Below are 15,524 nucleotides of genomic sequence, written 5' to 3' on the forward strand. Positions count from 1 at the left end.
CTGGCGCGATCAGTCGCAGCCGCAGCCGCTGCCCACGGCGGCGGGCAGCGGTTCGGGCGCGCCGATCTTCGGCAGGCCGAGCATGACGCCGGCCGGCTTCGCGGCCTCGGCGGCGTTGCGCTTCTCCCAGGCGTCCCCCGCGCGCGTGCGGCGCACGTCCAGCGTGGCGCCCTCGGCGAGCAGGTGGTGCGGGGCGGCGTACGTGATCTCGACGGTGACGACGTCGCCGGGGCGGACGTCGGTGTCGGGCTTGGTGAAGTGCACCAGGCGGTTGTCGGGGGCGCGGCCGGAGAGGCGGTGCGTGGCGCCGTCCTTGCGGCCCTCGCCCTCGGCGACCATCAGCTCCAGCGTGCGGCCGACCTGCTTCTTGTTCTCGTCCCAGGAGATCTCCTCCTGGAGGGCGGCCAGACGCAGGTAGCGCGCCTGCACGACCTCCTTGGGGATCTGCCCCTCCATGGTGGCCGCGGGCGTGCCCGGGCGCTTGGAGTACTGGAAGGTGAAGGCCTGCGCGAAGCGGGCCTCGCGGACCGCGTGCAGGGTCTGCTCGAAGTCCTCCTCGGTCTCGCCGGGGAAGCCCACGATGATGTCGGTGGTGATCGCGGCGTGCGGGATCGAGGCGCGCACCTTGTCGATGATCCCGAGGTACCGCTCCTGGCGGTACGAGCGGCGCATCGCCTTCAGGACGGTGTCCGAGCCGGACTGCATCGGCATGTGGAGCTGCGGCATGACGTTCGAGGTCTCGGCCATGGCGGCGATGACGTCGTCCGTGAAGTCGCGCGGGTGCGGCGAGGTGAAGCGCACGCGCTCCAGGCCGTCGATCGTCCCGCAGGCCCGCAGGAGCTTGCTGAAGGCCTCCCGGTCGCCGATGTCGGAGCCGTAGGCGTTCACGTTCTGCCCGAGCAGGGTGATCTCGGAGACGCCCTCGCCGACGAGGGCCTCGATCTCGGCGAGGATGTCGCCGGTCCTGCGGTCCTTCTCCTTGCCGCGCAGCGCCGGGACGATGCAGAAGGTGCACGTGTTGTTGCAGCCGACGGAGATGGAGACCCAGGCGGCGTACGCGCTCTCGCGCCGGGTCGGCAGCGTCGACGGGAACGCCTCCAGCGACTCGGCGATCTCGACCTGCGCCTCCTCCTGGACGCGGGCGCGCTCCAGGAGGACGGGGAGCTTGCCGATGTTGTGCGTACCGAAGACGACGTCCACCCAGGGCGCCCGCTTCACGATGGTGTCGCGGTCCTTCTGGGCGAGGCAGCCGCCGACGGCGATCTGCATGCCGGGCCGCTTCGTCTTCATCGGCGCGAGCCTGCCGAGGTTGCCGTAGAGACGGTTGTCGGCGTTCTCCCGCACCGCGCAGGTGTTGAAGACGACGACGTCCGCGTCACCGTCGGAGCCGTCGGGAGCGCGTACGTAACCGGCGTCCTCCAGCAGTCCGGAGAGCCGCTCGGAGTCGTGGACGTTCATCTGACATCCGTAGGTGCGCACTTCGTACGTTCTCGTCAGGTCCACTGCCCGGCTCCGGTCGCTGCTGCTCATGCGACAAGGGTAGGCGGTGCCCGGAGTACGTCCCGCCCCCGTGGGGACCGTGCGACCGCGTGGTCGGTCACACGCGGCGGTGAACGGCTCGCGGACACCGCGCCCGGTGGACCCGGCCCTGGTCATCCGGACCGGAGAGCTGGCAGGATCGCGCGCATGTTCCAGGCACTCCCCCGTACCGGCCGCCGCCGGGCCCTGCTGGGTTCGGCCGCCGCCCTCGTGGTCCTCGGGCTGCTGTCGTGGTGGCTGCTGCCCCTGGGCGAGAGATCACCGGACGGGAAGGTCGTCTTCAGCACGGGGACGCGGACCGGGGTGTACCAGCTGTACGGAGAGCTGCTGAAGGACGCGCTCGCGAAGGACATGCCGCGCCTGGAGGTGGACCTGGAGCAGAGCGAGGGCTCGCAGGAGAACGTGGAGCGGGTGGCCACCGGGCAGGCCGACTTCACCATCGCGGCGGCCGACGCGGTCGAGAAGTACAAGGCGGACGGCGGGCGCGGCGCGGACCTGCTGCGCGGCTGCGCGCGGCTGTACGACGACTACGTGCACGTGATCGTCCCCCGCAGGTCCACCGTGAACTCCATCGCGGACCTGAAGGGCAAGAGGGTGGCGGTGGGGCAGGCGGGTTCCGGGGTGCTCCTGATCGCGGAGCAGGTGCTGGGGGCGGCCGGCCTCGATCCGAAGAAGGACATCCGGCCCGAGTACGTCGGGATCGGGGATGCGCCGCAGATGCTCGAGAAGGGCAGGATCGACGCGTTCTTCTGGTCCGGCGGGCTCCCGACCAGAACCGTCTCCGAGCTCTCGGAGCGCTTCGACGTCAAACTCGTCCCGATCGAGGCCGACCTCGTCGCGAAGCTGCACCCCACGGGTGCCAGGCCCGGGCACTACCGGTCGGCCCTCATACCGGCGGACGCCTACGTCAGAGCCCAGGACGTCGCCGTTCCGACCCTGGCGGTGGCGAACCTGCTGGTGACCCGGGCCGGGACGGACGCGACGCTCACCGAGCGGATGACCCGCACGGTGATCAACAGCCGCGACAACATCGGCGAACGGGTCCACGCGGCACAGCGCGTGGACCTGCGGACCGCCATCTACACCGACCCGCTGGACCTGCACACGGGCGCACAGCGCTACTACCGCTCGGTCAAGCCGTAGCGGTCCGGCCGGAGGACGGCGCCGCTCGCCGTGTCACGGGCTCGTACGCCCGCCCGGTCCCCGCGGGGCCTCGGAGGGCGTACGAGCCCCGTGTACGCCCGCTCAGCTCCCGGGCATCGTCCGCGGCACCGCCACCGTCACCGTCAGCCCGTGCGGCTCGTGGTGCGCGTACGCGATGGAGCCGCCGCCCGCGGAGAGCAGTGCGCGGGAGATCGACAGGCCGAGCCCCGAGCCCCTGATGTTCTGGTGGCCGGCGCTGCGCCAGAAGCGGTCGCCGACGCGGGTCAGCTCCTCGTCGCTCAGGCCCGGCCCGCGGTCGGTGACGACGATGGTCGAGACCTCGCCGTTCGAGGCGACCGTGACCTCGACGGACTCTCCCCCGGGCGTGAACTTCAGCGCGTTGTCGATGACCGCGTCCAGGGCGCTGGAGAGGGCCACGGGGTCGGCCCACGCGGTCGTGGCGGGGCAGGTCCCCACGAGCCGTACGCCCTTGTCGTCGGCCATCGGCGACCAGGACGCCACGCGTTCGGCGGTGAGCTCGCCGATGTCGGTGAGCCGCAGATGCGCCTCGGCGTGCTCGGCGAGGGCGAGGTCCAGGAGGTCGTCCAGGACCTGGGCCAGACGCTTGCCCTCCGTACGGACCGAGGCGATCTCCTCGTTGCCCTCGGGCAGCTCCAGGGCGAGCAGTTCGATGCGCAGCAGCAGGGCGGACAGCGGGTTGCGCAACTGGTGCGAGGCGTCGGCGACGAAGGCGCGCTGCTGTTCCAGGACGTCCTCGACGTTGTCGGCCATCTCGTTGAACGACCGGGCCAGGCGCCTGAGTTCCGGCGGTCCGCCAGCGACGGCGACCCGGGATTTCAGCCGGCCGGTCGCGATGTCGTGGGTGGTGGCGTCGAGGATGCGCACGGGCCGCAGCACCCAGCCGGTCAGGCGCAGCGCGGCGCCCAGCGCCAGGAGCATCGCCGCGATCTCGCCGGCGCCTATGACGAGCCAGCCCCGCAGGATCCTGGAACGCATCGGGCCGGTGGGCGAGTCGGTGACCACGACCGCGACGACGTCACCGTCCCGGATGACGGGGGAGGCGACGACCAGGCGGTCCCGCTGCCACGGCCAGACCTGCTCGGGGTCGTGGCTGCGGCGGCTCTGGAGCGCTTCGTTGAAGGCGTCGCGCACCTCGCCCTTCTCGGGGAGGTACCAGTTCAGCGGCGCGTTCGCCATGACGCACTCGCCGCGGTAGAAGACGCCGACGTTGATCTCGTACAGCTCGTGGTAGGTGCCCAGTTCCTCGCGGAGCGTCTCGCCGCGCTGTTCGGTGGGGCTGCGGGACCCGTCCGGGCAGTCGGCCACGAACTGGGCCAGGGACGCGAAGCGTGCCGTGTCGTCGATCCGGTCGACGATCACCTTCTGCTGCTGCGCCGCCGCCAGGCTGGTGGCGAGAGGGACCCCCAGGGCGAGCAGGATCGCCGCCATCAGGACGATGAGCAGGGGGAGGAGGCGTGTGCGCACCCGGACCCGCTACGCGGCGGGCGCGACGAGCCGGTATCCGACGCCGCGCACGGTCTCGATCAGGGCCGGCATGCGCAGTTTGGAGCGCAGCGACGCGACGTGCACCTCCAGGGTGCGGCCGGTCCCCTCCCAGCTGGTACGCCAGACCTCGCTGATGATCTGCTCCCGCCGGAACACCACGCCGGGCCGCTGGGCGAGGAGCGCCAGCAGGTCGAACTCCTTGCGGGTCAGCTGGACGACCGTGCCGTCGACGCTGACCTGGCGGGTGGGCAGTTCGATGCGTACGGGTCCCAGGCGCAGCGCGTCGTCGCCGACGGGCGCCGAGTCGTCGGGGACCGTGCGCCGGGCGACCGCGTGGATACGGGCGAGGAGTTCCCCGGTGTCGTAGGGCTTCACCACGTAGTCGTCGGCGCCGAGGTTGAGACCGTGGATCCGGGAGCGTACGTCGGCGCGCGCGGTGACCATGATCACGGGCGTGCCGGTCCGCTTGCGGATCTTGCCGCAGACCTCGAACCCGTCCTGGTCGGGCAGACCGAGGTCGAGGAGCACCACTCCGAAGCCGTCGCCCTCCGGGACGAGTGCCTGGAGGGCCTCCGCGCCGCTGCGGGCGTGCGTGACGGCGAAGCCGTGGCGGGCGAGGACCGCGGACAGAGCGGCGGCGACATGGTTGTCGTCCTCGACGAGGAGCAGTCTCATCACGGCCCCCTTCGGTTCATCAGTCGTATGTTCTGAACGGTTAGACATGCGTTCCGGGCGGCCGGTGCCGCCCACGCGCGCGTGTCACCTGGCAGTCAGGCGGATGGACGCGGACGGCGTCAAGCGTGTACGGGACGTGGCCCGGTTCCGTTACGCAGCCGGTACGCGGCTGAAGGCGCCTTCACGAAGAGTGTCCGTCTGCCGCCGGATCGTTATGCTCAATTTCCCCTCAGATGTAATGACGCTGGTCGTGCGGCATCACTACTGTCCTCCGCAACCGAGGAGGACGGAGCTAGAGGCCGATGACCGAAGTATCGGTGACCAAGGACGCCACACCCACGGCCGACGATCTGGTCGTACTGAAGAACGTCAACAAGCACTTCGGTGCGTTGCACGTACTTCAGGACATCGATCTGACCATCGCCCGCGGTGAGGTTGTCGTGGTCATCGGACCCTCCGGGTCCGGAAAGTCCACCCTGTGCCGCGCGATCAACCGCCTGGAGTCCATCGAGTCGGGAACCATCACGATCGACGGAAAGCCGCTGCCCGAGGAGGGCAAGGCGCTCGCCCGCCTGCGCGCCGACGTCGGCATGGTCTTCCAGTCCTTCAACCTGTTCGCGCACAAGACCGTGCTCGAGAACGTGATGCTGGGTCAGCTGAAGGTCCGCAAGGCCGACAAGAAGGACGCCGAGGAGAAGGCGCGCGGGCTGCTCGACCGAGTGGGTGTCGCAGCCCAGGCGGACAAGTACCCGGCGCAGCTCTCCGGCGGGCAGCAGCAGCGTGTCGCGATCGCCCGGGCACTGGCGATGGGCCCCAAGGTCATGCTCTTCGACGAGCCGACGTCGGCGCTCGACCCGGAGATGATCAACGAGGTCCTGGAAGTCATGCAGCAGCTCGCGCGTGACGGAATGACGATGGTCGTGGTCACCCACGAGATGGGATTCGCCCGTTCGGCGGCCAACCGGGTCGTCTTCATGGCGGACGGTCGCATCGTCGAAGAGGCTGTGCCGGACCAGTTCTTCAGCAACCCGCGCAGCGACCGGGCGAAGGACTTCCTGTCGAAGATCCTGCACCACTGACGACCCACGGCACCCGCACCGCCGCATCGCACTTCTTCACCACTCAAAGGATTTCACCATGAAGCTCCGCAAGGTCACCGCCGCCTCGGCCACCGTCCTCGCCCTCGCCCTCGCCGCCACCGCGTGCGGTTCCGACGACAAGGACGACAGCGACTCCTCGTCCAGCGGCGGCGGCAACAAGAAGATCACCATCGGCATCAAGTTCGACCAGCCCGGCATCGGCCAGAAGACGCCGGACGGCTACGCGGGCTTCGACGTCGACGTCGCGACGTACGTCGCCAAGCAGCTCGGCTACGGCGAGGACCAGATCCAGTGGAAGGAGGCGAAGAGCGCCGACCGCGAGACCATGCTCCAGCGTGGTGACGTCGACTTCATCGCCGCCTCCTACTCGATCAACGACGAGCGCGCCGCGAAGGTCGACTTCGCCGGCCCCTACCTCCTCGCCCACCAGGACGTGCTGGTGCGCGCCGACGACAAGTCGATCAAGGCGCCGGAGGACCTCAACAGCAAGAAGCTGTGTTCGGTGACCGGCTCGACCTCGGCGCAGAACGTCAAGGACAAGCTCGCCCCGAAGGCCCAGCTGCAGCAGTACCCGAGCGTACTCCGCGTGCCTGACCGGTCTGCAGAGCGGCGCCATCGACGCGCTGACCACGGACGACTCGATCCTCGCCGGTTACGCCGCGCAGTCGAACTTCAAGGGCAAGTTCAAGCTCGGCCGCTTCAAGATGACCAACGAGAACTACGGCATCGGCGTCAAGAAGGGCAGCGACCTCAAGGCCAAGATCAATACGGCCCTGGAGAAGATGGTCTCCGACAAGTCGTGGGACAAGGCCGTCGAGGCCAACTTCGGCCCGGCCGGGTACAAGAACGAGCCCGCTCCGCAGATCGGCAACGTCGTCAAGTAAAGCGGGATCCGCCCTGACCGGTGCGCCGTCCTCCTGGGGCGGCGCACCGGTCAGGAGGAGCCCTCCCCACACGCGGAAGCGCGGGAGATCGTGTTCGATTTTCTTGAAGGTTACAACCTGTGGGAAGCCTTTTGGACGACGGTGCAGCTGACCGTCATGTCCGCCGTCGGCTCCCTGATCTGGGGAACAATGCTGGCCGCCATGCGGGTCGGTCCGGTACCTCTGATGCGCGGTTTCGGTACCGCCTACGTAAACATCGTGCGGAACATTCCGCTCACAGTGATCATTCTGTTCACGTCCCTGGGTCTCAACCAGACGTTCCGGGTCACTCTCGGCTCGAACGAGTTCGACACCACCAACTTCCGGCTCGCGACGCTCGGCCTGATCGTGTACACCTCCGCGTTCGTGTGTGAGGCGCTGCGTTCCGGCATCAACACGGTGCCCGTGGGCCAGGCCGAGGCGGCACGTGCCCTCGGTCTGAACTTCACGCAGGTACTGACGCTGGTCGTGCTGCCGCAGGCGTTCCGTTCGGTCGTCGGTCCGCTGGCGAACGTCCTGATCGCGCTGACGAAGAACACCACGGTGGCCGCCGCCATCGGCGTCGCCGAGGCCGCGCTGCTGATGAAGGAGATGATCGAGAACGAGGCGCAGCTCGTCCTGATCTCCTCGGTCTTCGCATTCGGATTCGTGTGTCTGACACTGCCGACCGGTCTGATCCTCGGCTGGGTGAGCAAGAAGGTGGCGGTGAAGCGATGAGCTCGGTCCTCTATGACGCCCAGGGCCCGAAAGCCAAGCGGCGCAACGTCGTCGTCTCGGTGGTCTTCGTCGTCGTCCTCGCCGCGGTGCTGTGGTGGATGTACGACATGCTGGACGAGAAGGGCCAGCTCGAGTGGGCGCTGTGGAAGCCCTTCGTCCACGGGGAGGCCTGGAGCACGTACCTGTGGCCGGGGCTGCTGAACACGCTCAAGGCCGCGGCGCTCGCCATGGTCATCGCGCTTCCGCTCGGCGCGGTCCTCGGTATCGCCCGGCTGTCCGACCACACCTGGGTACGGGTCCCGGCCGGTGTCGTGGTGGAGTTCTTCCGCGCCATCCCGGTACTGGTCCTGATGATCTTCGGTCTGGCGCTGTTCTCGGAGTACACGGACGTCAGCACGGACGACCGTCCGCTGTACGCGGTCGTCACCGGTCTGGTGCTCTACAACGCCTCGGTCCTCGCCGAGATCGTCCGGGCGGGCATCCTGTCGCTGCCCAGGGGACAGGCGGAGGCCGCGTCGGCCATCGGCCTGCGCAAGAACCAGATCATGCGGTTCATCCTGCTGCCGCAGGCGGTCACGGCGATGCTGCCGGCGATCGTCAGCCAGCTCGTGGTGATCGTGAAGGACACGGCGCTCGGTGGCGCGGTCCTCACCTTCCCCGACCTGATGGCGTCCGTCAGCCCGATGAGTTCCTACTACGGCGCGAACACCATCGCCAGCTTCACGATCGTGGCCCTGATCTACATCGCGATCAACTTCTCCCTCACGACCTTCGCAGGCTGGCTGGAGCGCCGGCTGCGCCAGGGCAAGAAGTCCACCGGCGCGGTCGTCGGGGCGGACGCGGTGGAGGAGCTCAGCACCCCCGGTGAGCACGTGGAAGGGCAGAAGTAGGCGCCCTCGCGAACAGGGCGCGCACGCCGCGGAACTGACGAGATGTGAGCAACCGGAGGCAGTGGCGTGATCGCCACTGCCTCCGTCACTTGACGCAAGCACCGGCAATGGGTTGCATACGTTCTGTGATCGTGTACCCCGCTCCACCTGCAAGTCCCGGTAGGACACTCTGGACGCCGCTCCGGGCAGGGGGCACCGCGCCGTGGACCCGGTGATCATCGTCGGAGCGGGGCCCGTAGGACTCACGCTCGCCCTGGCACTGGCGCGTCAGGAGGTCCCCTCGGTCGTCCTGGACGAGAGCTCCGGCAAGGACGAGCAGCGGCTCGCGCGCACGGCCGTCCTGCGCGAGGACACCGCCGCGCTGCTGGGACGGCTGACGGGCTTCCCCGTGGCCGAGGCCGGTTTCCGCTGGGCCGGATGGCGGTCGATGCGGCGCAGGCAGGTGATGCGGCAGATCACCTTCGGTGAGGACGACCCCGCGCTCCTGCACCTCCCCCAGCACCTGCTCACGGCCGCCCTGCGGGAGGCCATCGCGGCCGAACGGCTGGTCAAGGTGGCCGTGGACAGCCGTCTCGACTCCGTCGAGCAGGAGCCCGCGGGCGTCACGGCGCACACGCGGGGCCCCGGGGGAACCTGGTGGCGCGGCAGCCACCTGGTCGGTTGCGACGGTCCGCGCTCGACGGTCCGCAAGCTCCAGGACATCCGTTTCCCCGGCCGCACCGCCGTGGAACGGCACGCCGTCGCGGCGCTGCGTACGGAACTGCCGTGGCCCGGCGAGGCGGTGCTGCACCGTATGCCGCCGTGGCGGTCCTCGGGCCCCGCGGTGACCGAGGTGACCGCGCGCCCCCTCGCCGAGGACGTGTGGCGCCTGGACTGGCTGCTGCCGCCGGGCAAGGACCTGGTCACCCCCGACCTCCTCGTGGCGCGCGTCCGGGAGACCCTCGCGGGCTGGTGCGGGGGCACCACTCCGCCGTACGAGCTGCTGGACACCGGGGTCCACACGGTCCACCACCGGCTGGCGCGCAGGTGGCGGGCCGGCCGGATCTTCCTCGCCGGGGACGCGGCGCACCTGCTCGGCGCGCTGGGCACCCAGGGCCTCGACGAGGGGCTGCGGGACGCCGACAACCTCGCGTGGAAGCTGGCCCTGGCCTGGCACCACGGTCCGCACGAGGCCCTGCTCGACAGCTACCAGCTGGAGCGGCGCGCGGTCGTCGCCGCCCGGCTGCGCGCCGCCGACCAGGCGCTGCCGGTGCTGCGCGGCGGAGGCCTGCGGTCCGCGGTGCCCGGTGCGGCCCGCAACCACGACACCCTGCTCACGGACGGCCACCTGGGGCGCGGCGCACTGGGTGCGCCGGGAGCGTACGCCGATTCGCCGCTCACGCCTCCACGCGCCGAATCCTTCGTCGAGGTCGACACGGCGGTGGGCGCCCAGGTCGCCGACGTACGGGTGACGGCGGAGGACGGCTCGTCCGTGGCACTGCGGGACCGGCTGGGTAGGGGCGCCCTCCTGGTGCTGCTGATCGCGCCGGGAACCGTGGTGTGGGAGCGCAAGCACTGGGTGACGGCCGGAATCATGCCGCGGCTCGCCGCCGCCGTGACCGCGCTGCCGCACCGGGCCGAGCTGCTGGTCGCCGAGAGCTACCCGGGCGCGGCCGCGCACACGGTGCTGCTCATCCGCCCGGACGGACACCTGGTCACAGCGTTGGGCGGAGTGCGTCCCGCCGATCTGTACGCGGCCGCGGAGGCGACGCTGGGCGGTCCCCTGGCCGCGGCGGAGCCCGCCTCCAGCAGGACGTGAGGCGGGCCCTGTCCAAGCACTGACATCGAGTTGACCGGTGCCCACCGGCGATGGTGTACTCCGGAGCGTGACCGACAGCTGTGTGCGCCTGTGGCGGAGGGTCCATATGGACCTCGTCCGCTATGCGGGCTGCGTGTGTCGCCCGTCCTGCTGACTTCGCATCCTTCTTCCCTCCCGCGCGTGAGCCCCTGCGGCCGCCGCGCGTCACCGCGAACGCCCCTCAGGACGGTACCCGTGTCTGTGTCACCCTCTGTTCCCACTTCCGCTCCCGTCTCCGCCGGTTCCCCGGCTCCCACCGCGGCCGGTGCTCCCACTCAGGCCGAACTGCTGGAGTTCGTGCGCCGTACGGCCGCCGACACCGAGCTGATCGCCTCCCTCCCGCTCGACCCCGAGGGCCGGACGTGGGTACGCCTCGACGGTCCCGGGGGCAGCGAGGCCTGGCTCATCGGCTGGCCGCCCGGCACGGGCACCGGCTGGCACGACCACGCCGAGTCGGTGGGCGCGTTCCTCACCGCGTCGGGTGAGCTCAAGGAGAACTCGCTCGTCGCGCGACTGCCCACCGACGGCTGGCAGACCCTCGAACTGACCGAGGGGATCGACCGCGAACGGCGGCTGTCGGCGGGCAAGGGCCGTGCTTTCGGGCGCCACCACGTGCACGAGGTGCTCAACGAGTCCACCGAGGAGCACGCCGTCTCCGTACACGCGTACTACCCGCCGCTGCCGCGGATCCGTCGCTACAGCCGCACCGGCCAGGTCCTGCGCCTGGAGCAGGTCGAGCGCCCCGAGGACTGGCAGTGACGGACGTCCGGCCCGCGCCGGCCGAACGCCCCGTGGGGATCGACGAGTTGCTGGAGCGCGTACGTGCGGATCTGGACCGGGTGGAGGCAAAAGCCGCCCGTGACGCCGTGCGGGCGGGCGACGCCCTGCTCGTCGACATCCGGTACGCGGCACTGCGCGAGCGCGACGGACTGATCCCCGGCGCGCTGGTCGTCGAGCGCAACGAACTGGAGTGGCGGCTCGACCCGCAGGGCAGCCACCGCGCCCCCGAGGCCACGAGCCACGACCTGCGTGTCGTGGTCGTCTGCAACGAGGGGTACGCGTCGAGCCTGGCGGCCGCGTCCCTGCGGCGGCTGGGCCTCCACCGGGCCACGGATCTGGTGGGAGGCTTCCAGGCCTGGCGGTCGGCGGGGCTGCCGGTGGACACGGCCGTGCTGTCGGGTGCGGCCCCTGTCGGGCACAGCTAGCTGCGGAGGCCCCTTCGCGCAAGGGGCCCCGTCACCGCGCCCGCCGCCCAGGTCCGTGCAGGGCGCTTGTACCGGTCGAGGAGGGTGATGCGCTCCTTGAAGAACGTACGGAGTCCGGGGAGCGTCGGCCGGATCGAGCCGTGCCCCGGAGCCCTGGCGGCTGCGGGACGCCGGCGGCTGCCGGGCCTGCGTTCCCTCAGTACCCCTCGTCCTCCAGGAGCTCCGTGTCCTCGCCCTCCTCCTCGAGCGCCTGCCGGACCACCCGGAGGGCCGTGCCCGGGGAGTAGCCCTTGCGGGCGAGCATCCCGGCCAGGCGCCGTATGCGCTTGTCGCGGTCGAGGCCGCGGGTGGAACGCAGTTTGCGCGCCACGAGTTCGCGTGCGGTCGCCTCCTCCTGGTCGGAGTCGAGTTGTGCGACCGCCTCGTCGATGAGCGTGGAGTCCACGCCCTTGGTCCGCAGTTCCTGGACGAGCGCCCGCCGGGCGAGGCCCCGGCCGTGGTGGCGGGACTCGACCCAGGCGTCCGCGAAGGCACCGTCGTTGATCAGCCCGACCTCTTCGAAGCGGGACAGCACCTCTTCCGCCACGTCGTCCGGGATCTCGCGCTTGCGCAACGCGTCCGCGAGCTGCTTCCGCGTGCGCGGAGTCCCGGTGAGCAGGCGCAGGCAGATCGCCCGCGCCTGCTCAGCCGGGTCCCTCGGGGACTCCCCCTTCTCGGCCCCCGACGAGGCAGGGGTGCCTCCGTCCTGTGTGCCGCCGCCGGACGACTCCCCGAAGCCGCGCCGCCGGCCGCGCCCCCGTCGGGAACGGCCCCCGCCGTCCCGCTCTCCGCGGTCCCGGCCCTCGTCGTCCCCGTACGGCCAGGTGCCGGCGCCGCGCGCGGAGCCGCCGCCCGGTGAGCCGTCACCTTCGTACGCGTCGGCCCCGCCCCGGGCCGGGCCGGTGTCCTCCCCGTGGCCCTGCCCTGCACGGGCGACGGGGTGGACCTGCTCGCTCCAGTCCGTTCGTCGTGTCACGGACTAGCTCTTGGCCGCCGCGGCCTTGGGCTTGGTGGCCTTGGCCGCGGGAGCGGGAACCGTCTTCGCGGTCTCGCCCGCAGCGGCCGGCTCCGCCGCGTCCGCACCCGGCTCGGCGGCGGGCTTCTCCGCCTTCACACCGACGCCCAGCTTCTCCAGGATCTTCTTCTCGATCTCGTTGGCGAGGTCGGGGTTGTCCTTGAGGAAGTTGCGCGCGTTCTCCTTGCCCTGGCCGAGCTGGTCGCCCTCGTACGTGTACCAGGCGCCGGCCTTGCGCACGAAGCCGTTCTCCACACCCATGTCGATCAGGCCGCCCTCGCGGCTGATGCCCTGGCCGTAGAGGATGTCGAACTCGGCCTGCTTGAAGGGCGGGGCCACCTTGTTCTTGACGACCTTGACGCGGGTGCGGTTGCCGACCGCGTCGGTGCCGTCCTTCAGAGTCTCGATGCGGCGGATGTCCAGGCGCACCGAGGCGTAGAACTTCAGCGCCCGGCCACCGGTCGTGGTCTCCGGCGAGCCGAACATCACGCCGATCTTCTCGCGGAGCTGGTTGATGAAGATCGCGGTGGTCTTCGACTGGTTGAGCGCGCTGGTGATCTTCCGCAGTGCCTGGCTCATCAGACGGGCCTGCAGACCCACGTGCGAGTCGCCCATCTCGCCCTCGATCTCCGCGCGCGGCACCAGGGCCGCGACGGAGTCGATGACGATGAGGTCGAGAGCGCCGGAGCGGATCAGCATGTCGACGATTTCCAGCGCCTGCTCACCGTTGTCCGGCTGGGACAGGATGAGGTTCTCGATGTCGACGCCGAGCTTCTTGGCGTACTCGGGGTCGAGGGCGTGCTCGGCATCGACGAAGGCCACCTGGCCGCCGGCCTTCTGCGCGTTCGCCACCGCGTGCAGGGTCAGGGTCGTCTTGCCGGAGGACTCCGGACCGTACACCTCCACCACCCGGCCGCGCGGCAGACCGCCGACGCCGAGGGCGACGTCCAGGGCGGTCGATCCGGTGGGGATCACCTCGATGGGCTCGTTCGGCCGCTCACCCAGACGCATCACCGCGCCCTTGCCGAATTGCCGTTCAATTTGTGCGAGCGCGGCGTCGAGCGCCTTCTCGCGGTCGGTTCCTGCCATGGGTTCCACCCGATTTGCTTGAGTCGATCGCTTCACGTCAAAGACGCTAACGCCTGCCACTGACAATGCGCCCCGACGCCCGTCCAGCCTGTGGATAACTCGGGCACTTCGGCACGAATTCCCCGCCCGCATCCCGCCCCAGGTCTCGCCGGAGCCCCCATAAGAACGGATGTTCGATTTTGGTGTCAAGCACATCACGCACCGGGGCGGGGGCGTGTCGCGGCCCGCGCCGCCCGGCTGTTCCGGGGTCGCGCGGGCCGCGCCGAACGGCGTCAGGAAGAGGCGCGGGGGCTGTCGTCCTCGACCGGCCGCGGCTCCCGGGAGTCCGCACGCAGCAGGTGCCGTACACGCTTGAGGAGGGTGCCCGAGCCCCGCGCACGGCGTCCGTGCACCCTCGGGTCGTCCGTGACGTCGTACCGCTTCACGTACGCCCCCAGGAAGGCCTGCAGAGTGGCGACCGCCGGGATGGCGATCAGCGCGCCGACGGCTCCGAGCAGGGCGGTGCCCGCGATGACCGACCCGAAGGCGACCGCCGGGTGGATGTCCACGGTCTTCGCGGTCAGCTTGGGCTGCAGCACGTAGTTCTCGAACTGCTGGTAGACCACGACGAAGACCAGTACCCACAGCGCGTACCAGGGGTTGACCGTGAAGGCGATCAGCATCGGCAGGGCGCCCGCGAGGTACGTGCCGATGGTGGGGATGAACTGCGAGACCAGGCCCACGTAGACGGCGAGCACGGGCGCGTAGTCCACGCCGAGGGACTCCAGCAGGACGTAGTGGGCCAGGCCGGAGATGAGGGCCATCAGGCCGCGTGAGTAGAGGTAACCACCGGTCTTGTTGACGGCGATCTCCCAGGCGCGCAGGACCTCCGCCTGCCGGGCCGGCGGCAGCACCGAGCACAGCGCGCGCCGCAGCCGCGGGCCGTCGGCGGCGAAGTAGAACGCGAACAGGGTGATCGTCAGGAGCTGGAAGAGGCCGCCCAGGACCTGCGCGGACACGTCCAGGACGCCGGTCGCGCTGTTCTGCACGTACTTCCGGAGCCAGTCGGAGCGCAGCAGGCTGTCCTGGATGTCGACGCGGCTCAGTTCCGTGTGGAAGGTGGTGTTGGCCCAGCTGATCACCGAGTCGACGTACTTCGGGAAGTCCTCGACGATGTCGATGATCTGCCCGGCGAGCATCGAGCCGAGCAGTGTGATGAAGCCCGCACTCACGATCATCACGATGAGGAACACGAGGCCGGTGGCCAGCCCTCTGCGCATGCCGAACGAGGACATCCAGCTCACCGCGGGCTCGATGGCGAGGGCCATGAAGAACGCGATCAGGATGTTGATCAGCAGCCCGGTCAGCTGGTGGAAGGCCCAACTGCCGAGCTGGAAACAGGCGATGAGGGTGAGCGCGAGCACCATGGCCCGCGGCAGCCAGCGCGGCATCTTGCTGCCCCCCTCGGCCGCGCCCCCGACCGGGGGCGTGGGAGGTGTCGTGCCGAACGGGGAGGCGTGCTGTCCGACCTGCGTCGTCTCGTCTGTCGATGCCACGGGCCAAGTCTCGCCCACGTGGACGACAATCGGCCCCGCTCCCCCGGATCTTCCTGGTCGGTCAGCGCGATTCGTGGGGAACGTTCACCGCCGTACAGACCGCGCGCCACACGTCCTTCGCCTCCCAGCCCGCGTCCAGCGCCTGCCGCACCGTCCGTCCGCCGAGCTCCGACATCACGTGGTCGCGCGCGAAGGTGTCGGCGTACTCCGTACCGAAGTGATCCGCCATCCGCTGCCAGAAGACCGTCAACCGCATGCCTCCAGTATCCCGCCCCTGGGGGTGGGCCCGT

At 70.2% G+C, this 15,524-nt stretch carries 16 protein-coding genes; 9 read left to right on the top strand and 7 right to left on the bottom strand.

Annotated elements, in window-relative coordinates:
* Positions 1–9 precede the first annotated feature (9 nt).
* Positions 10–1,530 carry a tRNA (N6-isopentenyl adenosine(37)-C2)-methylthiotransferase MiaB gene (gene miaB / locus QFZ75_RS10900; protein WP_307535993.1) on the bottom strand — a complete coding sequence of 507 codons (1,521 nt, stop codon included), beginning with the start codon at positions 1,528–1,530 and terminating at the stop codon, positions 10–12.
* Positions 1,531–1,686: 156 nt separating this feature from the next.
* Between miaB and QFZ75_RS10905 the strand changes: the two genes are divergently transcribed.
* Positions 1,687–2,682, top strand: a complete 996-nt coding sequence (locus QFZ75_RS10905; protein WP_307535996.1) for a TAXI family TRAP transporter solute-binding subunit — start codon at positions 1,687–1,689, stop codon at positions 2,680–2,682.
* Positions 2,683–2,784: 102 nt separating this feature from the next.
* On the opposite strand, the gene QFZ75_RS10910 is transcribed toward QFZ75_RS10905, so the two are convergent.
* Both QFZ75_RS10910 and QFZ75_RS10915 read right to left on the bottom strand, forming a co-directional pair.
* A complete protein-coding gene (locus QFZ75_RS10910) occupies positions 2,785–4,188 on the bottom strand; it encodes a HAMP domain-containing sensor histidine kinase (RefSeq protein WP_307535998.1) in 1,404 nt (467 codons plus the stop codon).
* Between the two features lie 9 nt (positions 4,189–4,197).
* The gene (locus tag QFZ75_RS10915; protein WP_307536002.1) at positions 4,198–4,884 is read right to left on the bottom strand and encodes a response regulator transcription factor; all 687 of its coding nucleotides are present in this window, start codon (positions 4,882–4,884) and stop codon (positions 4,198–4,200) included.
* 302 nt (positions 4,885–5,186) lie between these two features.
* On the opposite strand from QFZ75_RS10915, the gene QFZ75_RS10920 reads away from it, so the two are divergent.
* The 8 genes from QFZ75_RS10920 to QFZ75_RS10950 all read left to right on the top strand — a co-directional run bounded on the left by QFZ75_RS10920 (position 5,187) and on the right by QFZ75_RS10950 (position 11,556).
* Complete coding sequence (locus tag QFZ75_RS10920) at positions 5,187–5,963, top strand: amino acid ABC transporter ATP-binding protein (RefSeq protein ID WP_307536004.1); 777 nt, start codon at positions 5,187–5,189, stop codon at positions 5,961–5,963.
* A 58-nt stretch (positions 5,964–6,021) separates the two neighbouring features.
* Entirely contained in the window at positions 6,022–6,885 is an 864-nt protein-coding gene (locus QFZ75_RS10925) for a transporter substrate-binding domain-containing protein (RefSeq protein WP_373465840.1), read from the top strand.
* Between the two features lie 73 nt (positions 6,886–6,958).
* Positions 6,959–7,624 carry an amino acid ABC transporter permease gene (locus QFZ75_RS10930; RefSeq protein WP_307536006.1) on the top strand — a complete coding sequence of 222 codons (666 nt, stop codon included), beginning with the start codon at positions 6,959–6,961 and terminating at the stop codon, positions 7,622–7,624.
* Positions 7,621–8,514 (top strand): amino acid ABC transporter permease, encoded by an 894-nt coding sequence (locus QFZ75_RS10935; protein WP_307536008.1) that lies wholly within the window; start codon positions 7,621–7,623, stop codon positions 8,512–8,514. The genes QFZ75_RS10930 and QFZ75_RS10935 overlap by 4 nt, the downstream gene beginning before the upstream one ends.
* A 202-nt stretch (positions 8,515–8,716) precedes the next feature.
* Positions 8,717–10,312: an FAD-dependent monooxygenase gene (locus QFZ75_RS10940; RefSeq protein ID WP_307536010.1), complete on the top strand. Its 1,596-nt coding sequence runs from the start codon at positions 8,717–8,719 to the stop codon at positions 10,310–10,312.
* A gap of 106 nt (positions 10,313–10,418) precedes the next feature.
* Positions 10,419–10,466: a hypothetical protein gene (locus tag QFZ75_RS41110; protein WP_309506048.1), complete on the top strand. Its 48-nt coding sequence runs from the start codon at positions 10,419–10,421 to the stop codon at positions 10,464–10,466.
* Between the two features lie 80 nt (positions 10,467–10,546).
* Complete coding sequence (locus QFZ75_RS10945; protein ID WP_307536012.1) at positions 10,547–11,110, top strand: cysteine dioxygenase; 564 nt, start codon at positions 10,547–10,549, stop codon at positions 11,108–11,110.
* Positions 11,107–11,556, top strand: coding sequence for a rhodanese-like domain-containing protein (locus QFZ75_RS10950; RefSeq protein WP_307536013.1), 450 nt, complete (start codon positions 11,107–11,109; stop codon positions 11,554–11,556). The genes QFZ75_RS10945 and QFZ75_RS10950 overlap by 4 nt, the downstream gene beginning before the upstream one ends.
* 196 nt (positions 11,557–11,752) lie before the next feature.
* On the opposite strand, the gene recX is transcribed toward QFZ75_RS10950, so the two are convergent.
* From recX to QFZ75_RS10970, 4 genes are all read right to left on the bottom strand, one after another.
* Positions 11,753–12,571, bottom strand: coding sequence for a recombination regulator RecX (gene recX, locus QFZ75_RS10955; RefSeq protein WP_307536014.1), 819 nt, complete (start codon positions 12,569–12,571; stop codon positions 11,753–11,755).
* Positions 12,572–12,574: 3 nt separating this feature from the next.
* Positions 12,575–13,699: a recombinase RecA gene (gene recA / locus QFZ75_RS10960; RefSeq protein WP_307536015.1), complete on the bottom strand. Its 1,125-nt coding sequence runs from the start codon at positions 13,697–13,699 to the stop codon at positions 12,575–12,577.
* A gap of 272 nt (positions 13,700–13,971) precedes the next feature.
* On the bottom strand, positions 13,972–15,234 hold the full coding sequence (locus tag QFZ75_RS10965; protein ID WP_307536016.1) for an AI-2E family transporter: 1,263 nt from the start codon (positions 15,232–15,234) through the stop codon (positions 13,972–13,974).
* Between the two features lie 61 nt (positions 15,235–15,295).
* Entirely contained in the window at positions 15,296–15,490 is a 195-nt protein-coding gene (locus QFZ75_RS10970; RefSeq protein ID WP_307536018.1) for a DUF3046 domain-containing protein, read from the bottom strand.
* Between the last annotated feature and the right edge of the window lie 34 nt (positions 15,491–15,524).

Origin of the sequence: Streptomyces sp. V3I8, assembly GCF_030817535.1 — a bacterium.
Lineage (GTDB): Bacteria > Actinomycetota > Actinomycetes > Streptomycetales > Streptomycetaceae > Streptomyces.

What these genes read in the sequence shown, in the direction of transcription:
- QFZ75_RS10915 (WP_307536002.1), bottom strand. Translation starts at nt 4,884, where the DNA reads ATGAGACTGCTCCTCGTCGAGGACGACAACCATGTCGCCGCCGCTCTG.
- miaB (WP_307535993.1), bottom strand. Translation starts at nt 1,530, where the DNA reads ATGAGCAGCAGCGACCGGAGCCGGGCAGTGGACCTGACGAGAACGTAC.
- QFZ75_RS10920 (WP_307536004.1), top strand. Translation starts at nt 5,187, where the DNA reads ATGACCGAAGTATCGGTGACCAAGGACGCCACACCCACGGCCGACGAT.
- QFZ75_RS10970 (WP_307536018.1), bottom strand. Translation starts at nt 15,490, where the DNA reads ATGCGGTTGACGGTCTTCTGGCAGCGGATGGCGGATCACTTCGGTACG.
- QFZ75_RS10925 (WP_373465840.1), top strand. Translation starts at nt 6,022, where the DNA reads ATGAAGCTCCGCAAGGTCACCGCCGCCTCGGCCACCGTCCTCGCCCTC.
- QFZ75_RS10905 (WP_307535996.1), top strand. Translation starts at nt 1,687, where the DNA reads ATGTTCCAGGCACTCCCCCGTACCGGCCGCCGCCGGGCCCTGCTGGGT.
- QFZ75_RS10935 (WP_307536008.1), top strand. Translation starts at nt 7,621, where the DNA reads ATGAGCTCGGTCCTCTATGACGCCCAGGGCCCGAAAGCCAAGCGGCGC.
- recA (WP_307536015.1), bottom strand. Translation starts at nt 13,699, where the DNA reads ATGGCAGGAACCGACCGCGAGAAGGCGCTCGACGCCGCGCTCGCACAA.